The sequence below is a fragment of the Streptomyces sp. CA-251387 genome (assembly GCF_050936625.1).
GTDB lineage: Bacteria > Actinomycetota > Actinomycetes > Streptomycetales > Streptomycetaceae > Streptomyces.
The window spans coordinates 5,386,304-5,408,087 of sequence record NZ_JBNJMJ010000001.1 but is presented as its reverse complement, the minus strand read 5'-3'; the positions used below and the strand labels follow the sequence as shown (position 1 = coordinate 5,408,087).

Annotated in this window: 15 protein-coding genes, 3 rRNA genes and 1 pseudogene; 4 read left to right on the top strand and 15 right to left on the bottom strand. The window is 65.9% G+C overall.

Features of this window, described 5'->3' with window-relative positions; all coding sequences use genetic code 11:
- Positions 1–282 precede the first annotated feature (282 nt).
- The gene (locus ACQEV2_RS24200; RefSeq protein WP_433045191.1) at positions 283–570 is read right to left on the bottom strand and encodes a glutaredoxin family protein; all 288 of its coding nucleotides are present in this window, start codon (positions 568–570) and stop codon (positions 283–285) included.
- Positions 571–744: 174 nt separating this feature from the next.
- Between ACQEV2_RS24200 and ACQEV2_RS24195 the strand changes: the two genes are divergently transcribed.
- The 3 genes and pseudogenes from ACQEV2_RS24195 to ACQEV2_RS24185 all read left to right on the top strand — a co-directional run bounded on the left by ACQEV2_RS24195 (position 745) and on the right by ACQEV2_RS24185 (position 4,635).
- On the top strand, positions 745–1,680 hold the full coding sequence (locus tag ACQEV2_RS24195; RefSeq protein WP_433045188.1) for an HAD family hydrolase: 936 nt from the start codon (positions 745–747) through the stop codon (positions 1,678–1,680).
- A 685-nt stretch (positions 1,681–2,365) separates the two neighbouring features.
- Positions 2,366–3,139: an ECF subfamily RNA polymerase sigma factor, BldN family gene (locus tag ACQEV2_RS24190; RefSeq protein ID WP_433045185.1), complete on the top strand. Its 774-nt coding sequence runs from the start codon at positions 2,366–2,368 to the stop codon at positions 3,137–3,139.
- A 252-nt stretch (positions 3,140–3,391) separates the two neighbouring features.
- Positions 3,392–4,635, top strand: a pseudogene (locus ACQEV2_RS24185) (DUF5667 domain-containing protein).
- A 125-nt stretch (positions 4,636–4,760) separates the two neighbouring features.
- On the opposite strand, the gene ACQEV2_RS24180 reads toward ACQEV2_RS24185, so the two are convergent.
- The 11 genes from ACQEV2_RS24180 to ACQEV2_RS24130 all read right to left on the bottom strand — a co-directional run bounded on the left by ACQEV2_RS24180 (position 4,761) and on the right by ACQEV2_RS24130 (position 17,197).
- Complete coding sequence (locus tag ACQEV2_RS24180; protein WP_433045182.1) at positions 4,761–5,813, bottom strand: lysophospholipid acyltransferase family protein; 1,053 nt, start codon at positions 5,811–5,813, stop codon at positions 4,761–4,763.
- Positions 5,814–5,827: 14 nt separating this feature from the next.
- Complete coding sequence (locus tag ACQEV2_RS24175) at positions 5,828–6,889, bottom strand: NAD-dependent epimerase/dehydratase family protein (protein ID WP_433045179.1); 1,062 nt, start codon at positions 6,887–6,889, stop codon at positions 5,828–5,830.
- 258 nt (positions 6,890–7,147) lie between these two features.
- Positions 7,148–7,246, bottom strand: coding sequence for a 30S ribosomal protein bS22 (locus ACQEV2_RS24170; protein ID WP_003948845.1), 99 nt, complete (start codon positions 7,244–7,246; stop codon positions 7,148–7,150).
- A 157-nt stretch (positions 7,247–7,403) separates the two neighbouring features.
- Positions 7,404–7,616, bottom strand: coding sequence for a helix-turn-helix domain-containing protein (locus tag ACQEV2_RS24165; protein WP_004984898.1), 213 nt, complete (start codon positions 7,614–7,616; stop codon positions 7,404–7,406).
- A 129-nt stretch (positions 7,617–7,745) separates the two neighbouring features.
- Positions 7,746–8,561 carry a phosphatase gene (locus ACQEV2_RS24160; protein WP_433045176.1) on the bottom strand — a complete coding sequence of 272 codons (816 nt, stop codon included), beginning with the start codon at positions 8,559–8,561 and terminating at the stop codon, positions 7,746–7,748.
- Between the two features lie 262 nt (positions 8,562–8,823).
- Entirely contained in the window at positions 8,824–9,996 is a 1,173-nt protein-coding gene (locus ACQEV2_RS24155; RefSeq protein ID WP_433045173.1) for an acetoin utilization protein AcuC, read from the bottom strand.
- Positions 9,947–11,188 carry an MFS transporter gene (locus ACQEV2_RS24150; protein WP_433045170.1) on the bottom strand — a complete coding sequence of 414 codons (1,242 nt, stop codon included), beginning with the start codon at positions 11,186–11,188 and terminating at the stop codon, positions 9,947–9,949. Before ACQEV2_RS24150 ends, ACQEV2_RS24155 begins: the two co-directional genes overlap by 50 nt.
- A gap of 167 nt (positions 11,189–11,355) precedes the next feature.
- Positions 11,356–12,000: an HAD family hydrolase gene (locus tag ACQEV2_RS24145; protein ID WP_433045167.1), complete on the bottom strand. Its 645-nt coding sequence runs from the start codon at positions 11,998–12,000 to the stop codon at positions 11,356–11,358.
- 60 nt (positions 12,001–12,060) lie between these two features.
- A 5S ribosomal RNA gene (gene rrf, locus ACQEV2_RS24140) occupies positions 12,061–12,177 on the bottom strand.
- Between the two features lie 69 nt (positions 12,178–12,246).
- Positions 12,247–15,367, bottom strand: a 23S ribosomal RNA gene (locus ACQEV2_RS24135).
- Between the two features lie 303 nt (positions 15,368–15,670).
- Positions 15,671–17,197 (bottom strand): 16S ribosomal RNA (locus ACQEV2_RS24130).
- The 16S, 23S and 5S rRNA genes sit together here, the layout of an rRNA operon.
- An 842-nt stretch (positions 17,198–18,039) precedes the next feature.
- Here ACQEV2_RS24130 and trpS point away from each other — a divergent pair.
- On the top strand, positions 18,040–19,065 hold the full coding sequence (trpS, locus tag ACQEV2_RS24125; RefSeq protein WP_433045164.1) for a tryptophan--tRNA ligase: 1,026 nt from the start codon (positions 18,040–18,042) through the stop codon (positions 19,063–19,065).
- Positions 19,066–19,121: 56 nt separating this feature from the next.
- Here trpS and proC read toward each other — a convergent pair whose 3' ends face one another.
- The 3 genes from proC to ACQEV2_RS24110 form a co-directional block, all read right to left on the bottom strand.
- Complete coding sequence (gene proC, locus ACQEV2_RS24120; RefSeq protein WP_433045161.1) at positions 19,122–19,934, bottom strand: pyrroline-5-carboxylate reductase; 813 nt, start codon at positions 19,932–19,934, stop codon at positions 19,122–19,124.
- 143 nt (positions 19,935–20,077) lie between these two features.
- A complete protein-coding gene (locus ACQEV2_RS24115; protein ID WP_433045158.1) occupies positions 20,078–20,869 on the bottom strand; it encodes an ABC transporter permease in 792 nt (263 codons plus the stop codon).
- Positions 20,866–21,675 carry an ABC transporter ATP-binding protein gene (locus ACQEV2_RS24110; protein ID WP_433045155.1) on the bottom strand — a complete coding sequence of 270 codons (810 nt, stop codon included), beginning with the start codon at positions 21,673–21,675 and terminating at the stop codon, positions 20,866–20,868. The genes ACQEV2_RS24115 and ACQEV2_RS24110 overlap by 4 nt, the downstream gene beginning before the upstream one ends.
- Between the last annotated feature and the right edge of the window lie 109 nt (positions 21,676–21,784).

Here is a 21,784-nt window from a genome sequence, read left to right as displayed (position 1 = left end):
GGGACTGCCGGCGGTCAGTCGTCCCCAGACCGCCCCGTCGAAAGCAGGCTATGTCTTTGTGAACGCGTGCACAAAGATGGTGTCCGATTTGCCCGCCCAACGTGACCGGGCTCACGCACGCCCGGCGCACTGGTGTGGAACCGGCGCATTCGCACCACCGTTCCTCATCTCTTGGGGGCAAAACCGCACACTCTCCTCAACGATCCCCGCCCCCGAGACCAAGTCGCCGTCGATCCTAAGCCAGTTTCCGCCCCAGTTGGACTGGTCGGTCAGTGCTGGGGACTACTCACTCAGGGCTTTGCGGAGGCGATCTTCGTTCACGCGCCAGAAGGTGTGCTGGGCACCGTCGACGAGGACCACCGGGATCTGCTCCCAGTACTGGTCGTGGAGTTGAGGGTCCTCGGTGATGTCTTTCTCTTCCCAGGGAACCCCGAGATCACCACACACCTTCTCGATGACGATCTGTGCGTCATCACACAGATGGCATCCGGGCTTGCGGATGAGCGTGACCAGCCGGTCCTGGGGCGACTTGGCCGCGCCGCGACGAAAGAGAGGGCTCATGTCAGCCATTCTCGCGCGACGGGAGCGCCGACGGCGGTGACGGAGATCCGCAAGAACCACCAGCGAACCGGAGAGGCCGGCCGGCCGCCGAATCGGTCCTTTAACGACACGGTCGCGGAGAGTTCACAGCGTTCAAACCTCTCGACTCCGGTTGCACCGAACAAACTGGCTATGCTCACGGTCATGGCCGCTCTCGGATGGCTCACTCCCCGTAGGCGCTCCGCCACGGCGCGGAGTGTGTTGGCAGGCGAGGCCTCTGCGGAGGCAGCGCGCAAGTCGTCGCAGGAAGCGACGGCCTCGGAGGTCCCGGAGACCTCCTCGACCGAACCGGAGTTCCCGGTACTCGGCGACGAGAAGGCCGCCGCCTTCTTCGACCTCGACAACACCGTGATGCAAGGTGCCGCCCTCTTCCACTTCGGGCGGGGCCTGTACAAGCGGAAGTTCTTCGAGACCCGCGACCTCGCCAAGTTCGCCTGGCAGCAGGCGTGGTTCAGGCTGGCGGGCGTCGAGGACCCCGAGCACATGCAGGACGCACGCGACTCCGCGCTCTCCATCGTCAAGGGCCACCGAGTCTCCGAGCTGATGTCGATCGGCGAGGAGATCTACGACGAGTACATGGCCGAGCGCATCTGGCCGGGCACGCGCGCGCTCGCCCAGGCACACCTGGACGCAGGCCAGAAGGTATGGCTGGTCACAGCCGCCCCCGTGGAGATCGCCCAGGTGATCGCCCGCCGCCTCGGCCTGACGGGCGCCCTGGGCACGGTCGCGGAATCGGTGGACGGCGTCTACACGGGCAAGCTGGTCGGCGAACCGCTCCACGGCCCGGCGAAGGCGGAGGCGGTCCGCGCACTGGCATCAGCAGAGGGCCTCGACCTCTCCCGCTGCGCGGCATACAGCGACTCGCACAACGACATCCCCATGCTCTCCCTCGTCGGCCACCCCTACGCCATCAACCCCGACACCAAGCTCCGCAAACACGCCCGCCGGCTGGACTGGCGCCTACGCGACTACCGCACGGGGCGAAAGGCGGCAAAGGTCGGCATCCCGGCGGCCGCCGGGGTGGGCGCGGTGGCCGGAGGCACGGCTGCGGCAATCGCGCTGCATCGACGCCGGCGGTAGTACGGGGCGCGGCTGAGATCTGTGCGGCCGGGGGTCGCCCGAGCCCTGCGGTTGGGACGGCAGCGCAGGGCAGGGCAGGCAGTACGCAACTACCGGGAGCGCACGGGCCGCGCCGACGCCTCCCCTGCCGCTGGATCGGAATTGCCGCACACCCATCCCCGCCCCCACCCATCCACAGGCACCGCCACCTCTCGACACCGGTGACGGCACTCAGCCTGTCCGGCGTTTGAGGACGAGGCCCCTTCAGGGCCGAAGCGGGGGTCTGGGGGCCGCAGACCCCCAGGGACCGGGGTCGAAGGGGCAGAGCCCCTGGAGGATGGGACGGGTAGGGGCGGCGGGGGCGAGACCTCCGGGGCGCCGGGTTGACCACGCCCGGCCATGCGCCCAATCCGCACTCCATACCCCCACAACCCCCTGTCCAGTCCCCTTGGCTGCACACGGCCACAACACGCCCCGGAGTCAGCCCGAACACGGACGAATTCGATCAACAACCGGTCACTCTGCGGCACTTGATCGACCGTCAATCGGTTACAGAAGAGACGCAATCGGTGATTTGAGCAACTGGGCGTAGCAGTGCCTGCACGAAGCGTTATTCTCCTCAGACGCAAACCGGTACCCCTCCGTCGCTACGACGGGTGAACGGTCCCGCACTGCACGTGATGGAAGCTCTGCCTCTGGGAGTCCCGTGTACCCACACGTCGGGGTTGACGCCTCGGGCCTGGCTACGCTGCGCGCAACGGTCCAAGACCTGTTGCGCGGCTTCGTCCCCACCGCGTACGCCGTCCCCGCCCTCGCCGTAACCACCGTGCCCGTAGGCCCGTGCTACGCGCTCGCCGACGGCAGCGCCGCCGTCGGCAGACGCGGACGCTCGGCCGGTGCGGCGACCGCTCGGCGGCCGGCCGCGGACAGCGACAGCGCCCGCATGATGGATCTCGTGGAACGCGCACAGGCCGGCGAGGCCGACGCGTTCGGACGGCTCTACGACCAGTACAGCGACACCGTTTACCGCTACATCTACTACCGGGTCGGAGGCAAGGCCACCGCCGAGGACCTCACCAGCGAGACCTTTCTGCGGGCACTCCGACGCATCGGAACCTTCACCTGGCAGGGCCGGGACTTCGGCGCCTGGCTGGTCACCATCGCCCGCAACCTCGTCGCCGACCACTTCAAGTCCAGCCGCTTCCGGCTGGAGGTGACCACCGGCGAGATGCTCGACGCCAATGAAGTCGAGCGCTCCCCGGAGGACTCCGTCCTCGAGTCACTCTCCAACGCCGCCCTCCTCGACGCCGTACGCCGGCTCAACCCACAGCAGCAGGAGTGCGTCACCCTCCGTTTCCTCCAGGGCCTCTCGGTCGCCGAGACCGCCCGCGTCATGGGCAAGAACGAGGGCGCCATCAAGACCCTCCAGTACCGGGCCGTTCGCACCCTCGCCCGACTCCTCCCGGACGACGCGCGCTGAACACGCCGCCCGCCCGAAAATCGACACTCTCCGCAGCCGCCAACTCACCGTAAGTGAAAGTCCGTTGACTTCGCGGTCCGTTCATCCGCTGTCCGTAACCCAAGTGCCAAGCCGCTCGTTGTGCGGGATGCAGGCTCCCTGTGGTCACTCCCTGACCGACTTCGTTCACTCGATCGCGTGGATGTGGTCAGGGCGTGCAACCCTCAGGACCCCCTGGGGAGCCGACCGTCATCACGAGAGGAGGTGCCGCCAGTGATCGCGAACGTATCGGCACACCGGCGGGCGAACGCCTTCGCCCAGGCCCTGGAGGAGCTGACCGACCGGGGCTCGGCGGCCGAGCAGGCCGAGCAGCCCGATGGATCGGCACCGGCACCGGCTGCTGCGGAACAGACCGAGCAGGGGCGCCTGTTGGCCCTCACCGAGAGTCTCGGCGAGCTGCCCAAGCCCGTGCTCGACCCCGAGGTCAAGGTCGTCCAGCGAGCCCAGCTCGTGGCCGCGATGGAGGCCATGCTGCAGGAGGGCACGGTGGGAGGCGAGGCGGGCCCCGCCCTGCCCGAGCAGCGTTCGGACCGGGCACGGGGGCTCATCGGGCCTCCCCGCTGGGGAAGTTGCGGCCCCGTTCACGGCTCGCCAAGGGCCTCACCGCGGGCGGGCTCAGCGTCGGTGTCGCCGCGGGAGCCTTCGGTGGAGTGGCCGCCGCCAGCTCCGACGCCCTGCCCGGTGACTCCCTCTACCCCCTCAAGCGCGGCATCGAGGACTTCAGGCTCAACGTCCTGGCCGACGGCGACGACGAGCGCGGGCGCACCTACCTCGACCAGGCCTCCACCCGGCTGAGCGAGGCCCGCCGGCTGATGGAGCGCGGCCGCGGCGGACAGCTCGACCACGAGTCGCTCGCAGAGATCCGCCGCGCTCTGTCCGGCATGCAGCACGACGCCTCCGAGGGGCATCGCCTGCTGCGCGAGGCATACCAGCGTCATCCTGATTCCCTCGGCCCCATCCAGGCCCTCTCCGCCTTCTCCCGCTCGCACCGAGCGGCGTGGGGCAACCTCCGCGAGCGGCTTCCCCTCCAGCTCGTGGACGTCAGTGCCAAGGTGTCATCGGTGTTCGACGCCATAGACGAAGAGGTCGCCCCGCTGGAGTCCCTCCTCCCGCAGCCCCCGGCGAAGGACGGCGACGGCAAGCGGCGAGGCGGTTCCGGATCGACGTCGATCGGCAGCTCCGGCTCCGACCGGTCGGCGCACCCCAGCAAGGGCAGCGGCTCCTCCGACCGCAACCAGTCCAGCAGCCCCAGCAAGTCGACCGAGGGCTCCGGCAGCGAGAGCGAGGGCCTGCTCGGCGGAAACACCGGCGGCCTGCTCGACCCGCCGAAGGACACGGGCAGCACCAGCACCTCCCCGTCCACGTCCACCCCGAGCACCGAGCCCGCCGTCACCCTCCCCCCGCTCCTCCCAGGCCTCCTTCCCGGCCTGGGCATCGAGGGCGAGGACACGAACTAGCCGCAGCAGAGCAGCAAGTCGTACGGCCATGGGGGCGCCCCCCGTCACAGGGGGCGCCCCCATCGTGGTACGGACACCCCCGTCGTCGTACAAACGTTTCTGCCGTCAGCGTCACCCGGTCGGCGTCAGAAGAAGACCGACCTCCGCTGCACCAGCAACTTGTACAACGTGTGCTGAATCTGCTCCCTGACCTGGTCGGTCAGGTTGAACATCAGCATCGGGTCCTCGGCTGCCTCCGGCGGGTAGCCGTCCGTCGGGATCGGCTCGCCGAACTGGATCGTCCACTTGGTGGGAAGCGGGATCGCGCCCAGTGGGCCCAGCCACGGGAACGTCGGGGTGAGCGGGAAGTACGGGAAACCCAGCAGCCGGGCCAGCGTCTTGGCGTTGCCGATCATCGGGTAGATCTCCTCGGCCCCGACGATCGAGCACGGGATGATCGGCGTGCCCCTGCGCAGGGCCGTGGAGACGAAGCCGCCGCGGCCGAAGCACTGCAGCTTGTAACGCTCGCTGAACGGCTTGCCGATGCCCTTGAAGCCCTCCGGCATCACACCGACCAGCTCGCCCTCGCCCAGCAGCCGCTCGGCGTCCTCCGCGCAGGCCAGGGTGTGGCCCAGCTTGCGGGCGAGTTCGTTGACCACCGGCAGCATGAAGACCAGGTCGGCGGCGAGCAGGCGCAGGTGGCGGCCGGCCGGGTGGTGGTCGTGCACGGCGACCTGCATCATCAGGCCGTCCAGCGGCAGCGTCCCGGAGTGGTTGGCGACGATCAGGGCGCCGCCCTCGGTCGGGATGTTCTCGACGCCCTTCACCTCGACCCGGAAGTACTTCTCGTACACCGGGCGCAGCAGGGACATCAGGACCTGGTCGGTGAGCTCCTCGTCGTATCCGAAGTCGTCCACCTCGTAGTCCCCGGTGAGGCGGCGGCGCAGGAAGGACAGGCCGCTCGCGATGCGCCGCTCCAGGCCGCCGTCGCCTTGCGTCTTCTGGGGCGGCTGTTCCTCACGTGTCACAGGAACATCATCCTGCGCGAAGGACCGTCCGGGGAGAGGCTGGACCTCGCGTACCAGCGCGGATTCACCGTTCTTGCGCCGGCTCCCCACGCCCCGGCGCCGCTGCGGCCGTTGCACGGCGCTTCCGCGGGACCGGTCGTCGTCGAACGGAATGACCTTGGCGTCCGCCATCGTTGATGCGCTCCTCAGTTGGCGCTCTGCGTCGGGGGGTGTCCGCCGCCCAGGACGGGCAACGCGGCGATCCGGTCGACGGCCCCCGCAAGGGCCTCCGGCGGCAGCAGACCGGGGCCGCGGCTACGCGCGAACTCCGCGAAGGTCTCCGCCGTCGTGAACTTCGGCTTGAATCCGAGCGTCTCTCGCATCTGGTCCGTCGCCACGACCCGGCCATGCGTGAGCAACCGGATCTGCTCGGGCGAGAAGTCCGACATGCCCAGCGTACGCACCAGGGAGCCCGCCCAGGTGACCGCAGGCAGCAGCAGCGGCACGGTGGGGCGGCCCAGTCGCCGGGAGCACTGCGAGAGCAGCAGGACGCCGTCGCCGGCGATGTTGAAGGTGCCGCTGTTGAGCGTGCCCCGCTCCGGCTCGTGCGAGGCGATGCGCAGCACCTCGATCACGTCGTCCTCGTGCACGAACTGCAGCCGCGGGTCGTACCCGAAGACGGTCGGCAGCACGGGCAGCGAGAAGTACGAGGCGAGGGGGGTGTCGGCGCTGGGCCCGAGGATGTTGGCGAACCGCAGCACACACACGGCGACGTCCGGCCGCCGCCGCGCGAAGCCCCGCACATAGCCTTCGACCTCCACCGCGTCCTTGGCGAAGCCGCCGCTGGGCAGGGACTTGGGCGGGGTGGTCTCGGTGAACACGGCCGGGTCGCGGGGCGCGGAGCCGTAGACATTCGTACTGGACTTGACCACGAGTCGCTTGACGGCGGGCGACTTCTGACATGCACCGAGCAGCTGCATGGTCCCGATGACGTTGGTCTCCTTGACCGTGGTCCGGCTGCCGCTGCCGAGCGCGGTTCCGGTCACGTCCATGTGTACGACCGTGTCGGCGCCGCTCTCGGCCAGTACCCGCGCGATGGTGGGCTGCCGGATGTCGGCCTGGATGAAGTCGGCACCGCCCAGATGATGCTCGGGCGGGACCGCGTCCACGGCGACGACCCGGTCCACCTGCGGGTCACGCTGGATCCGTCGTACGAAACGGCCCCCCAGTTGACGGGCCACTCCGGTCACGAGCACGACCTTGCCCAAGATCAGCGCCTTCCTTCCAGCACTCGTACCCCTGCCGAGTTCCCCGTGTGCGGCCAACTTAGCGGTTCGATGTTGCGCTGTGATGACCGCCCAATGCATGAAGTGACGAGGATTCCCTGCGTACGACCAGACGGGTCACGGGCTTTGTCCAGGCATACGCACAGAGTTCGCCCCCTCGTACACCACCTCGATACACGTGTGGCCCCCCACCGGATGTGGTGGGGGGCCACAAGCACGCCGCCGCTTTCGCGGCGTCGCTTACTTCTTGTTGCGACGCTGAACGCGCGTGCGCTTGAGCAGCTTGCGGTGCTTCTTCTTGGCCATCCGCTTGCGCCGCTTCTTGATAACAGAGCCCACGACTACCCTCGCTCACTTCTCATCACTCGGTGTTTGGGCGCCATGGGCCCACACGACCTACGAGGGGCTAGCCTACCCGCCCGAGCGCTGAGGTCGTAATCGAGGGGGCGCGGGGGAATCCTGAACAGCCCTGAGGATCCCCCCTCGCCCACTGCCGTCAGGCGGTTTCCACCCCCACATAACTCTCGCGGAGGTACTCGTGAACCGCTTGCTCCGGGACGCGGAAGGACCGCCCCACCCGGATCGCGGGCAGATGACCGCTGTGCACCAGCCGGTACACGGTCATCTTCGACACTCGCATCACCGAGGCGACTTCCGCCACGGTAAGGAACTGAACCTCGTTCAGAGGCCTCTCGCCAGCTGCAGCCATGACACACCTGAACCTTCCGCACTCGACGGCCACCGGCTTCCCCTTCCGGTGACTCTTCGTCGCTGCGTGCTCACTCCCCAATGTAGGGGCGGGTGATGCGAGTGGGGAAGAGGTGCACCCATCGGCGGCCTACTGTGACAGACACGCTCGATTGAGTACGTAGCGGGTAAGCGGCCGGTAGTAAACAGACCGCACAGCGTCATCAACCGGAACGACGGCGGACACGACCCCCTCCGCCTCCCCCACAAAGAGCGCGGGGTCATTCGTATCGGCGAGACCAATGGCCTCAAACCCCAGCTGACCTGCCCCGCAGACCCACCCGTGGTCCCCGATCACCAGCTCCGGCAGCGGCCCGCCGGCCTCCGCGGCGGCGGCGAGCGCGGTACGAACCGGGAGGGGCGAATGGGTGTGTGCGCCGGTCTCACGCCCGGTGCGCGGAGCGCCGGGTTCCCGCACCAACGCGACTCCTCGTACGTAGTCAAGGTTGTACGTGCGTAGGCCGAACCGGGTCGTTATGTCGACACAGCGACCATGCGCGGGGGTGAGGACGGCACACCCCGCCGCCGACATCGCGTCCGCCAACGCGGCGTAGAAACCGAGCAGACGATGGGGGTGCCCGGTGCCGAGCAGCACGGGAGCGCCGCGCTGGACGGCAGCACCGATCCGATCGGCAAAGGCATCCAGCCCTCGCAAAGTCCGCCCGGGATCGATCACATCAAGTCCGGAAGTGCACGCCGGATCGGCCGAAACCCCACACTTGTCCGCCATCAACTCGATCAAATCCCGCTGCCGCCAGCTCAACTCGGGATCCAGCCCCATGAGCACCCGCGGATCACGAGCAGCGAAGAGCCGATAACTCCTGAGACTCTCCTCCCGAGAGGTAGCCACAGCCCCGGCAAGCCGAACGGCCAGAAGATGCGCCCGAAGGGCTCCGGTACTCACCACGCGAACGATGCTGACGGAGGGCACGGCACGGGGGCGTGGGAACGGGAAAACACCGCACAGTTGGGCTAACGGGCACAGCTGCATTCAAGCCCGTCCGGCTGCATTCAGCCCGTCCGGCGTTTGAGGACAAGGCCCCTTCAGGGCCGAAGCGGGGGTCTGGGGGCGGCAGCCCCCAGGAGCCGGGGTCGAAGGGGCAGCGCCCCTTCAGGATGGGACGGGTAGGGGCGGCGGGGGCGAGAAAACCCAGGCGCACCCCCACCACCTACGCCAACAACCCCCGCAACGGAAACACCGCCCTACGAGTAGCCAGCACCGCCTGATCCAGCCGATCCGCGGGGTCGTACCCCGCCTCCCACCCGGCCCACCCCACAGGCCACCGCCCATCAGTCATCCGCACCGGCCCCAACTGCCGCGTCCGCGCAAAAACTTCCTGCCGCCACCCCTCCGGAATCATCGCCTCCGGCTCAATCGGCCGCCCCGCCGCAATCCCCACCAGATGCGTCCACGACCGCGGCACCACCTCCACCACGGCGTATCCACCCCCGCCCAGCGCGACCCACTTCCCCCCGGCGTACTCGTGCGCCAGATCATGACAGGCCACCTGCACAGCCCGCTGCGCATCCAACGACACCGCAAGATGGGCAAGCGGATCCTCGAAGTGCGTATCGGCCCCATGCTGAGTCACCAGAACCTGCGGCCGAAAGTCGGCGATCAGCTCCGGCACCACGGCATGGAACGCCCGCAACCACCCCGCGTCCCCGGTCCCGGCCGGCAACGCCACATTCACGGCCGTACCCTCCGCGGACTCGGCCCCCGTCTCCTCCGGCCACCCGGTCTGCGGGAACAACGTCCGCGGATGCTCATGCAGCGAGATCGTGAGAACCCGCGGGTCATCCCAGAACGCCGCCTGCACTCCGTCCCCGTGATGCACATCCACATCGATGTACGCGACCCGCTCGGCCCCCAGCTCCAACAGCCGAGCGATGGCCAGCGAGGCGTCGTTGTAGATACAGAAGCCCGACGCGCCCCCCGGCATCGCATGATGCAGCCCACCCGCGAAGTTCACCGCATGCAGCGTCTCCCCCCGCCACACGGCCTCCGCGGCCCCCACCGACTGCCCCGCGATCAGCGCGGAGACCTCGTGCATCCCGGCAAAGGCAGGATCATCCAGCGTCCCGAGCCCGTACGACTGATCCGCCGCCCCCGGATCCGCCGAGGCCGCCTTAACGGCCTCGATGTAGTCCTCCCGATGGACCAGCCGCAACGTCGACTCCCCGGCCGGCTGCGCCGCCACGACGTCGACGTCCTTGTCCAGCCCGAAGGCATCGACGAGCCTCCTGGTCAGGGCGAGCCGGACCGGGTCCATCGGATGGTCCCGGCCGAAGTCATAGCCCGTTACTGCCTCGTCCCACATCAGCTGTGCGCGGCCGCTCATGCCCGCCACCGTATCGGTCCGGTTGAGCGGCGAACGACCGGGCGTACACAAGCGTCACCAGCACCAACACCATCGGCACCAGCATGGCCCCGCGATAGTTCCACGCATCACCCAGTGCCCCCACCAAGGGCGAACCGATCAAAAAGCCCCCGTAATTGAACACATTGAGACGCGCAATAGCCGCATCCGAAGCCCCAGGACCGTACTTCTCAGAAGCGAGCCGCCCGGCCGCCGCGAACGTCTGCGGCACCAGCACACACAACCCCACCCCGAGCAGCGTGAACCCCAGCATCCCGACCCACGGCCCCGGCGCCCCGGCCACGACCGCGAACCCCCCGGCCGCCACCAGCGCCCCCATCCGCACCACCGAGACAGCCCCGAACCGCCGCACCCCGAAGTCCCCCATGGCGCGCCCCAGCAACGTGGTCACCATGTACACGTTGTACGGCACGGTCGCCAGCTGCTCCGAGCTCCCCAGCACGTCCTGCAGATACTTCGCGCTCCAGTTGGAGACGGTCGAGTCCCCGATGTACGCGAAGGTCATCACAAGACAGAACGGCAGCAGCACCTTGAAGGCGACAGGCCCGCGCTCCCTCGACTCCTCCGCCACGGCGTCACCCCTGACGCCCCCACCGCCCCCGTCGACATACCACCGGCTCCCCACCAGCGCGGCCGGCAACAACACCACGACGACCGGCAGATACAAGACGACCAGCGCCAGATCCCAGTGCGCCCCCACCCAGGCCAACGAGGCCCCCACGATCCCGCCCAGGCTGTACGCGGCGTGAAAGCTGAGCATGATGCTGCGCCCGTACGACCGCTGCAGACTCACCCCGAGCATGTTCATCGAGGCGTCGAGCGCACCCACGCCCAGCCCGAACGCGGCGAGCGCGACCCCCAGCTCGACCATCCGCTCCCCCACCCCGACCCCGAGCAGCGCCAGGAGCACGACAGGCTGGGACCACCGCAGCAGCCGACTCGGCGGTACGCGCCGCACCAGCCGCTCCGTCGCCACACTCCCGACACCGGCCAGGATCGGCACGGCGGCAAGGAACGCGGGCAGCAGCGCGTCGGAGACCCCGTACCGGTCCTGAATGGCCGGAATCCGGGTTACGAGCAGCGCGAAGGCGACACCCTGAGCGAAGAAGCTGAACGCCAACGAGGCCCTACCGCGCCGCAGCACATCAGTCATGGCGGCGAGCGTAGGGCCCCGGACTACCCGTGGGTAGATCCAGCCAAAGATGAATTCTCCTCAGCTTTGTCGACGGGCAGAGCTTGAACCCCTCAGCCATCATCGGCTGGCCCAGCGCCACCAAAGCTCGGCATGACGCATGTCAGATCAGCGAGTGTCAGGCCCCGTTAGTCCAGCAGACCGGCCAACTTCCCCATGTCCGAGAAGAGTTGAGTGGCACCCCGAAGCCTGTCGGCAGGCGTCATGGCAGTGAATCCGTAGACGTCCATCCCGGCCGCGACAGCGGCCTGCACCCCGAGCGGACTGTCCTCGACGACAACACACCGCTCCGGCTCCACGCCCATCCGCTGGGCGGCGTGCAGGAACAGATCAGGCGCCGGCTTCCCCCGCCCCACGTCCTGCGAGCTGAAAATCCGCCCGTCATCGAAGAACCGCTCAAGCTCTGTCGCCCGATGCCCCACTCGAATCCGCTCATGACTCCCGGACGACGCCACGCAGTACGCCACCCCGTCCGCCGCAAGCTTCTCGAGGACGACCCGGGCTCCCGCCACCGCCTTCAACTCCCGCTCGAACGCGTCGAAGACACGCGCGTGGAAGACATCGTCGAAGTCCTCCGGCAACCGCTGCCCCGTACGTTCCAGGACCAGTTCATGGATCCGATGCATCGCGGAGCCCATGTAGTCACGTATCGAGTCCTCGTACGACGTCGGATGCCCCAGTTCGGTCAGGTAAGCCGCCAGGTGCCGGTTGGAGATGGGTTCACTGTCGACGAGAACGCCGTCGTTGTCGAAGATGACGAGGTCGTAGCGCATAGTGCGAGCTTAAACGCGAAAAGGCCCACACCGTGAGGCGTGGGCCTTTTCTCAAAATTTGTTCGGCGGTGTCCTACTCTCCCACAGGGTCCCCCCTGCAGTACCATCGGCGCTGTAAGGCTTAGCTTCCGGGTTCGGAATGTAACCGGGCGTTTCCCTCACGCTATGACCACCGAAACACTATGAAGTTAGACCGGAAAAAACACGGTCGTTGCCTCAGAACTAACACAGTGGACGCGAGCCTCTATGGACAAGCCCTCGGCCTATTAGTACCGGTCACCTCCACACGTTACCGTGCTTCCAGATCCGGCCTATCAACCCAGTCGTCTACTGGGAGCCTTACCCCATCAAGTGGGTGGGAGTCCTCATCTCGAAGCAGGCTTCCCGCTTAGATGCTTTCAGCGGTTATCCCTCCCGAACGTAGCCAACCAGCCATGCCCTTGGCAGAACAACTGGCACACCAGAGGTTCGTCCGTCCCGGTCCTCTCGTACTAGGGACAGCCCTTCTCAAGACTCCTACGCGCACAGCGGATAGGGACCGAACTGTCTCACGACGTTCTAAACCCAGCTCGCGTACCGCTTTAATGGGCGAACAGCCCAACCCTTGGGACCGACTCCAGCCCCAGGATGCGACGAGCCGACATCGAGGTGCCAAACCATCCCGTCGATATGGACTCTTGGGGAAGATCAGCCTGTTATCCCCGGGGTACCTTTTATCCGTTGAGCGACGGCGCTTCCACAAGCCACCGCCGGATCACTAGTCCCGACTTTCGTCCCTGCTCGACCCGTCGGTCTCACAGTCAAGCTCCCTTGTGCACTTACACTCAACACCTGATTGCCAACCAGGCTGAGGGAACCTTTGGGCGCCTCCGTTACCCTTTAGGAGGCAACCGCCCCAGTTAAACTACCCATCAGACACTGTCCCTGATCCGGATCACGGACCCAGGTTAGACATCCAGCACGACCAGACTGGTATTTCAACGACGACTCCACCTGAACTGGCGTCCAAGCTTCACAGTCTCCCAGCTATCCTACACAAGCCGAACCGAACACCAATATCAAACTGTAGTAAAGGTCCCGGGGTCTTTCCGTCCTGCTGCGCGAAACGAGCATCTTTACTCGTAGTGCAATTTCACCGGGCCTATGGTTGAGACAGTCGAGAAGTCGTTACGCCATTCGTGCAGGTCGGAACTTACCCGACAAGGAATTTCGCTACCTTAGGATGGTTATAGTTACCACCGCCGTTTACTGGCGCTTAAGTTCTCAGCTTCGCCCCACCGAAATGGAGCTAACCGGTCCCCTTAACGTTCCAGCACCGGGCAGGCGTCAGTCCGTATACATCGCCTTACGGCTTCGCACGGACCTGTGTTTTTAGTAAACAGTCGCTTCTCGCTGGTCTCTGCGGCCACCCCCAGCTTGAGGAGCAAGTCCTCTCACCAGAGCTGGCCCCCCTTCTCCCGAAGTTACGGGGGCATTTTGCCGAGTTCCTTAACCATAGTTCACCCGAACGCCTCGGTATTCTCTACCTGACCACCTGAGTCGGTTTAGGGTACGGGCCGCCATGAAACTCGCTAGAGGCTTTTCTCGACAGCATAGGATCATCCACTTCACCACAATCGGCTCGGCATCAGGTCTCAGCCACAAGTGCGACGGATTTACCTATCGCACGGCCTACACCCTTACCCCGGGACAACCACCGCCCGGGATGGACTACCTTCCTGCGTCACCCCATCACTCACCTACTACAGGTCTGGTTCGTCGGCTCCACCACTCCCCTTTGCCCGAAGGCTCCGGGGCGGCTTCACGGACTTAGCATCGCCTGGTTCGATGTTTGACGCTTCACAGCGGGTACCGGAATATCAACCGGTTATCCATCGACTACGCCTGTCGGCCTCGCCTTAGGTCCCGACTTACCCTGGGCAGATCAGCTTGACCCAGGAACCCTTAGTCAATCGGCGCACACGTTTCTCACGTGTGAATCGCTACTCATGCCTGCATTCTCACTCGTGAACCGTCCACAACTACCTTCCGGTGCTGCTTCACCCGGCACACGACGCTCCCCTACCCATCACGATCCCCGTTGGGGGTACATATCGCAATGACACGACTTCGGCGGTACGCTTGAGCCCCGCTACATTGTCGGCGCGGAATCACTAGACCAGTGAGCTATTACGCACTCTTTCAAGGGTGGCTGCTTCTAAGCCAACCTCCTGGTTGTCTGTGCGACTCCACATCCTTTCCCACTTAGCGTACGCTTAGGGGCCTTAGTCGATGCTCTGGGCTGTTTCCCTCTCGACCATGGAGCTTATCCCCCACAGTCTCACTGCCGCGCTCTCACTTACCGGCATTCGGAGTTTGGCTAAGGTCAGTAACCCGGTAGGGCCCATCGCCTATCCAGTGCTCTACCTCCGGCAAGAAACACACGACGCTGCACCTAAATGCATTTCGGGGAGAACCAGCTATCACGGAGTTTGATTGGCCTTTCACCCCTAACCACAGGTCATCCCCCAGGTTTTCAACCCTGGTGGGTTCGGTCCTCCACGAAGTCTTACCTCCGCTTCAACCTGCCCATGGCTAGATCACTCCGCTTCGGGTCTTGAGCGCGCTACTACATCGCCCTATTCGGACTCGCTTTCGCTACGGCTTCCCCACACGGGTTAACCTCGCAACACACCGCAAACTCGCAGGCTCATTCTTCAAAAGGCACGCAGTCACGAGACACCAGCAAGCTGATGTCCGACGCTCCCACGGCTTGTAGGCACACGGTTTCAGGTACTATTTCACTCCCCTCCCGGGGTACTTTTCACCATTCCCTCACGGTACTATCCGCTATCGGTCACCAGGGAATATTTAGGCTTAGCGGGTGGTCCCGCCAGATTCACACGGGATTTCTCGGGCCCCGTGCTACTTGGGTGTCTCTCAAACGAGCCGCTGACGTTTCGACTACGGGGGTCTTACCCTCTACGCCGGACCTTTCGCATGTCCTTCGCCTACATCAACGGTTTCTGACTCGTCTCACAGCCGGCAGACCGTGAAAGAGAGATCCCACAACCCCGCATACGCAACCCCTGCCGGGTCTCACACGTATACGGTTTAGCCTCATCCAGTTTCGCTCGCCACTACTCCCGGAATCACGGTTGTTTTCTCTTCCTGCGGGTACTGAGATGTTTCACTTCCCCGCGTTCCCTCCACATACCCTATGTGTTCAGGTATGGGTGACAGCCCATGACGACTGCCGGGTTTCCCCATTCGGACACCCCCGGATCAAAGCCTGGTTGACGACTCCCCGGGGCCTATCGTGGCCTCCCACGTCCTTCATCGGTTCCTGGTGCCAAGGCATCCACCGTGCGCCCTTAAAAACTTGGCCACAGATGCTCGCGTCCACTGTGCAGTTCTCAAACAACGACCAACCACCCATCACCCCGAACCTAGGTTCGAGTGCACTGGGGCCGGCAACTGAGGAAAAATCCATTCCCTCAGACACCCAACAGCGTGCCCGACACCCTCGCCACTCCCCATTCCGTTCCACGCCGAAGCAGTACTAGGAAGAAAAGCTGGTCAAGTGTGCCGAGTAGTCAACGTTCCACCCATGAGCTAACCACCGTCGATCGTTCGCCGACGTAGTGGCTCTGGACCACCAAGCAAGCTTGGCGGCCTAGATGCTCCTTAGAAAGGAGGTGATCCAGCCGCACCTTCCGGTACGGCTACCTTGTTACGACTTCGTCCCAATCGCCAGTCCCACCTTCGACAGCTCCCTCCCCGCAAGGGGGTTGGGCCACCGGCTTCGGGTGTTACCGACTTTCGTGACGTGACGGGCGGTGTGTACAAGGCCCGGGAACGTATTCACCGCAGCAATGCTGATCTGCGATTACTAGCGACTCCGACTTCATGGGGTCGAGTTGCAGACCCCAATCCGAACTGAGACCGGCTTTTTGAGATTCGCTCCACCTCGCGGTATCGCAGCTCATTGTACCGGCCATTGTAGCACGTGTGCAGCCCAAGACATAAGGGGCATGATGACTTGACGTCGTCCCCACCTTCCTCCGAGTTGACCCCGGCGGTCTCCCGTGAGTCCCCAGCACCACAAGGGCCTGCTGGCAACACGGGACAAGGGTTGCGCTCGTTGCGGGACTTAACCCAACATCTCACGACACGAGCTGACGACAGCCATGCACCACCTGTACACCGACCACAAGGGGGGCACCATCTCTGATGCTTTCCGGTGTATGTCAAGCCTTGGTAAGGTTCTTCGCGTTGCGTCGAATTAAGCCACATGCTCCGCCGCTTGTGCGGGCCCCCGTCAATTCCTTTGAGTTTTAGCCTTGCGGCCGTACTCCCCAGGCGGGGCACTTAATGCGTTAGCTGCGGCACGGACAACGTGGAATGTTGCCCACACCTAGTGCCCACCGTTTACGGCGTGGACTACCAGGGTATCTAATCCTGTTCGCTCCCCACGCTTTCGCTCCTCAGCGTCAGTATCGGCCCAGAGATCCGCCTTCGCCACCGGTGTTCCTCCTGATATCTGCGCATTTCACCGCTACACCAGGAATTCCGATCTCCCCTACCGAACTCTAGCCTGCCCGTATCGACTGCAGACCCGGGGTTAAGCCCCGGGCTTTCACAACCGACGTGACAAGCCGCCTACGAGCTCTTTACGCCCAATAATTCCGGACAACGCTTGCGCCCTACGTATTACCGCGGCTGCTGGCACGTAGTTAGCCGGCGCTTCTTCTGCAGGTACCGTCACTTTCGCTTCTTCCCTGCTGAAAGAGGTTTACAACCCGAAGGCCGTCATCCCTCACGCGGCGTCGCTGCATCAGGCTTGCGCCCATTGTGCAATATTCCCCACTGCTGCCTCCCGTAGGAGTCTGGGCCGTGTCTCAGTCCCAGTGTGGCCGGTCGCCCTCTCAGGCCGGCTACCCGTCGTCGCCTTGGTGAGCCGTTACCTCACCAACAAGCTGATAGGCCGCGGGCTCATCCTGCACCGCCGGAGCTTTACACCATCAAGGATGCCCAAGATGGTCATATCCGGTATTAGACCCCGTTTCCAGGGCTTGTCCCAGAGTGCAGGGCAGATTGCCCACGTGTTACTCACCCGTTCGCCACTAATCCCCACCGAAGTGGTTCATCGTTCGACTTGCATGTGTTAAGCACGCCGCCAGCGTTCGTCCTGAGCCAGGATCAAACTCTCCGTGAATGCTTCCCCGTAATCGGGGTGACACCACGAGAGCGGAACAGTCAGGCGGAATAAGCCCGACCGTTCACAGCGTCCTCGCTGTGTTTTTTCAAAGGAACCTCGCCACCAGGAACAATCCCGGTGTCGGGGTATCAACATATCTGGCGTTGACTTTTGGCACGCTGTTGAGTTCTCAAGGAACGGTCGCTTCCTTCGTACTCACCCTCTCGGGCTTTCCTCCGGGCGCTTCCCTTCGGTCTTGCGTTTCCGACTCTATCAGATCCTTTTCCGATCCGATTTCCTCGGCGCTTTCCAGGTTCCCGCTCTCGCGTTTCCCTTTCCGGCGGTTCTGACTCTATCAGATCCTTTCGGATCCGATTCCCGGTCAGTCGGGCTTGTCTTCACGGCTGTTGGGCCGTTCCGACGAGTGAGACTTTAGCGGATTCCCGGCTCCCGAGCTAATCGGGGGCCGCGTTCTTTCGAACGTGGATTCCTCATTCCGTAAATACGCATGCCAATGGCGCGACGGCAGACAGACGACTGTCGTCGAGTGATGGTTGGTACTTGCGGAGTGGCTGTCCGGGGACCGACCGGAGTCGGCGCTCACGTCGGACAACTCGGAGAACAGTACGGATGGGCTCGAGGCGTGTCAACTTCGCTCCCGACGGCGCCCCAGGGGGCGTAGTCTTGGACGTATGACGACGCGTACGTGTACCCAGCTGTGGTGGGCCGCCTGACGGCGGCCGATACTCACGTATGCACTCAACGGCCGCCGCCTCGGCGGCCGTTCTCGTATCTCCCTCCAGAGCTCCAGAGGGTCGGCCGGCCGGGGACGGCGGCCTCGACCAGGAGGAGGAGTAGAGATGACGCGGGTCTTCAGCGGGGTCAAGCCGACCGGGCATCTGACGCTGGGTAACTACCTGGGGGCCATGCGGCGGTGGGCTGTCGTCGATCAGCGCCAGGCCGACGCGCTGTTCTGCATCGTCGATCTGCATGCGCTGACCGTGGACCACGATCCGGCGCGGGTGCGCAGGCTGAGTCGGCAGGCGGCGACGCTGTTGCTGGCGGCTGGGCTGGATCCGGAGTTGTGCACCGTCTTCGTACAGAGTCATGTGGATGAGCACGCGCGGCTGTCGTATGTGCTGGAGTGCGTGGCCACCGATGGCGAGATGCGGCGGATGATCCAGTACAAGGAGAAGGCCGCGCGCGAGCGGGAGCGGGGCGGGGGCGTGCGGCTGTCGCTGCTGACGTACCCCGTGCTGATGGCGGCGGACATCCTGGCGTACGGGGCCGAGGAGGTACCGGTCGGGGACGATCAGGCGCAGCATGTGGAGCTGACGCGGGATCTCGCGGTGCGGTTCAACCAGCGGTACGGGCATACGTTCGTGGTGCCTCGGGCCACGCATCCGCAGGTCGCGGCTCGGGTGATGAATCTGCAGGATCCGACGTCGAAGATGGGCAAGAGCGATGACGCCGGGCCGGGGATCGTCTATCTGCTCGACGAGCCGGATGTGGTGCGGAAGAAGGTCATGCGGGCCGTCACCGACAGCGGGTGGGAGGTCGTGTACGACCCGGCCGCGCAGCCGGGGGTGGCGAATCTGCTGGAGATTCTGGCGGCGTGCACGGGTGGGAACCCATCGGACCTGAGCGGTGTATATGAGTCGTACGGCGCTTTGAAGTCAGCCACCGCGGAGGCCGTGGTGGAGGTCCTCAGGCCCGTACAGGAGAGGCACAGGGAGCTGTGCGCGGATCCTGGCTATGTGGAGGGGGTGCTGCGGGATGGTGCGGAGCGGGCTCGGGCGATGGCGCGGCCGACCGTGGATGCCGCGTATCGGGCGATCGGGTTGCTGCCGGCGGCTGCGGCCGCGGATATCCGCGTGACTGTTTAGGGGCGCCTGCTTGGGAGTGGTGCTGGGCCGCCCCTGGGCAGGGGCGGCCGGGTGCGTCAGCCGTTGTTGCCGGAGGCCAGTTCGCGACTGCGGTCGCGGGCGGCTTCGAGGGCCGCGATGAGGGCGGCTCGCACGCCGTGGTTCTCGAGTTCGCGGATGGCGTTGATGGTGGTGCCGGCGGGGGAGGTCACGTTCTCGCGCAGCTTGACGGGGTGCTCGCCGCTGTCGCGGAGCATCGTCGCGGCGCCGATCGCGGACTGGACGATGAGGTCGTGGGCCTTGTCGCGGGGCAGGCCCAGGAGGATGCCGGCGTCCGTCATGGCTTCGACCAGGTAGAAGAAGTACGCCGGGCCGGAGCCGGAGAGGGCGGTGCAGGCGTCCTGCTGGGACTCGGGGACGCGGAGGGTCTTGCCCACGGCGCCGAAGATCTCCTCGGCGTGGGCGAGGTCGGACTCGCTGGCGTGGGTGCCGGCGGAGATGACGGACATGGCCTCGTCGACGAGGGCCGGGGTGTTGGTCATGACGCGGACGACCGGCGTGCCGGGGGCCAGGCGCTCCTCGAAGAAGGAGGTGGGGATGCCGGCGGCTCCGCTGATGACCAGGCGGTCGGCGGGGACGTGCGAGGCGAGCTCGTCGAGCAGGGTGCCCATGTCCTGCGGCTTGACCGTGAGGATCAGGGTGTCGGCGGTCTTGGCGGCTTCCGCGTTGGTGACCGGGGTGACTCCGTAGCGGGTGCGGAGTTCTTCGGCTCGTTCCGCGCGGCGGGCCGTCACCAGGAGATCGGCCGGGGCCCAGCCGCCGCGGATCATTCCGCTGAGCAGGGCTTCGCCGATCTTGCCGGTGCCGAGGACTGCGACTTTCTGGGTCATGGCTGGGGTGCCCTCCGAGGGTTGCGTCGTCCGGGTTCATCCTCGCACCGGGGGCGGCCTTTGAGGTGGCGTGTCCGGTGGGCGGGACGGGCGGGAGGCGCGGGAGACCGGGTGCGCGCGTGCCGTGGCGACTGCCGGAGCGGTCATGCCGTCCTGCGTCGCAGGGTCGCCGCGCCCAGGCCCAGGACCAGCAGGGCGCAGCCCGCCACGATCAGGGCGTCGCGTACGAAGTTGGCGGTCATGTCGGTGTGCTTGAGGACTTCGTTCATGCCGTCGACCGCGTAGGACATCGGGAGGACGTTGGAGATGGCCTCGAGGGCGGGGTGCATGTTGTCGCGGGGAGTGAAGAGGCCGCAGAGCAGGAGCTGGGGGAAGATCACGGCGGGCATGAACTGGACGGCCTGGAATTCGGAGGCCGCGAAGGCCGAGACGAAGAGACCGAGCGCGGTGCCGAGCAGTGCGTCGAGCAGGGCCACGAGCAGGAGCAGCCAGGGGCTGCCGGTGACGTCCAGGCCGAGGAACCAGAGGGCGAGCCCGGTCGCCAGGGCGGACTGCATGATCGCGAGGGTGCCGAAGGCGAGCGCGTAGCCGGCGATCAGGTCGGCCTTGCCGAGGGGCATGGCGAGGAGGCGTTCGAGGGTGCCCGACGTGCGTTCGCGCAGGGTGGCGATGGAGGTGACCAGGAACATCGTGATCAACGGGAAGATGCCGAGGAGGGAGGCGCCGATGTTGTCGAAGGTGCGCGGGCTGCCGTCGAAGACGTAGCGCAGTAGGAACAGCATCACGCAGGGGATCAGGAGCATCAGCGCGATGGTGCGTGGGTCGTGGCGGAGCTGGCGCAGGACCCGGGCGGCGGTGGCGGCCGTGCGGGCGGGGTTCAGGGCGCCTGCGGGGGCGGGCCGGAGCGTCGTGGGCGTGCTCGTCGTCGTGGTCATCGCGTGGTCTCCTTCGCGCGGGCGGCCGCTGTCGCCTCGTCGACCAGGTGCAGGAAGGCCGCCTCGACCGTCTCGGAGTTCGTACGGGTGCGCAGGGCGTCCGGGGTGTCGTCGGCGAGGATCTGGCCCTCGCGCATGAGGAGGAGGCGGTGGCAGCGCTCGGCCTCGTCCATGACGTGGGAGGAGATGAGGAGGGTGGCGCCGCGGGAGGCGGCGATGTCGTGGAAGAGGTTCCAGAGATCGCGGCGCAGGACCGGGTCGAGGCCGACGGTCGGTTCGTCGAGGACGAGGAGTTCGGGGGTGCCGAGGAGGGCGACGGCCAGGGAGACGCGGCTGCGCTGGCCGCCGGAGAGGTTGCCGGCGAGGGCGTCGGCGTGGCTGGTGAGGTCGACGTCGGCGATGGCACGGGTGACGTTCTCGTGGCGCCGGTCGGCGGCTGCGTGGCCGGGGTCGAGAATCGCGGCGAAGTAGGTGAGGTTCTGGCGGATCGTCAGGTCGTCGTAGACGGAGGGGGCTTGGGTGACGTAGCCGATGCGGGTGCGCAGGGAGGGGTGGCCGGCGGGGCGGCCGAGGACGTCGAGGGTGCCGGTGACCTTGGCCTGGGTGCCGACGATCGCTCGCATGAGAGTCGACTTGCCGCAGCCGGACGGGCCCAGCAGGCCGGTGATCTGGCCGTGCGGGACGGTGAAGTCGAGGTTGCGGAGTACTTGGCGGGTGCCGCGTACGACGTTCAGGGTCTCGGCTCGGATGGCGGGGGAGTCGAGGGAGTCGGGGGGATCGGATCGGACGGAAGAGTAATTCATCATGTGATGAATAATGCTCCGGTGGGAGTGAGCCGTCAAGCGTCGAGGGGCTGCCTGAAGCGGCGGTGGACCAGGCGATGCGCTGTGCCGGGGGGCGGGGGCCGGGGGGCGG

Bases quoted from the DNA above. Each gene is read 5' to 3' on its own strand.
- ACQEV2_RS24200 (WP_433045191.1), bottom strand. From the start codon at position 570: ATGGCTGACATGAGCCCTCTCTTTCGTCGCGGCGCGGCCAAGTCGCCC.
- ACQEV2_RS24195 (WP_433045188.1), top strand. From the start codon at position 745: ATGGCCGCTCTCGGATGGCTCACTCCCCGTAGGCGCTCCGCCACGGCG.
- ACQEV2_RS24180 (WP_433045182.1), bottom strand. From the start codon at position 5,813: ATGGCGGACGCCAAGGTCATTCCGTTCGACGACGACCGGTCCCGCGGA.
- ACQEV2_RS24165 (WP_004984898.1), bottom strand. From the start codon at position 7,616: ATGGCTGCAGCTGGCGAGAGGCCTCTGAACGAGGTTCAGTTCCTTACC.
- ACQEV2_RS24155 (WP_433045173.1), bottom strand. From the start codon at position 9,996: ATGAGCGGCCGCGCACAGCTGATGTGGGACGAGGCAGTAACGGGCTAT.
- ACQEV2_RS24150 (WP_433045170.1), bottom strand. From the start codon at position 11,188: ATGACTGATGTGCTGCGGCGCGGTAGGGCCTCGTTGGCGTTCAGCTTC.
- ACQEV2_RS24145 (WP_433045167.1), bottom strand. From the start codon at position 12,000: ATGCGCTACGACCTCGTCATCTTCGACAACGACGGCGTTCTCGTCGAC.
- trpS (WP_433045164.1), top strand. From the start codon at position 18,040: ATGACGCGGGTCTTCAGCGGGGTCAAGCCGACCGGGCATCTGACGCTG.
- proC (WP_433045161.1), bottom strand. From the start codon at position 19,934: ATGACCCAGAAAGTCGCAGTCCTCGGCACCGGCAAGATCGGCGAAGCC.
- ACQEV2_RS24115 (WP_433045158.1), bottom strand. From the start codon at position 20,869: ATGACCACGACGACGAGCACGCCCACGACGCTCCGGCCCGCCCCCGCA.
- ACQEV2_RS24110 (WP_433045155.1), bottom strand. From the start codon at position 21,675: ATGATGAATTACTCTTCCGTCCGATCCGATCCCCCCGACTCCCTCGAC.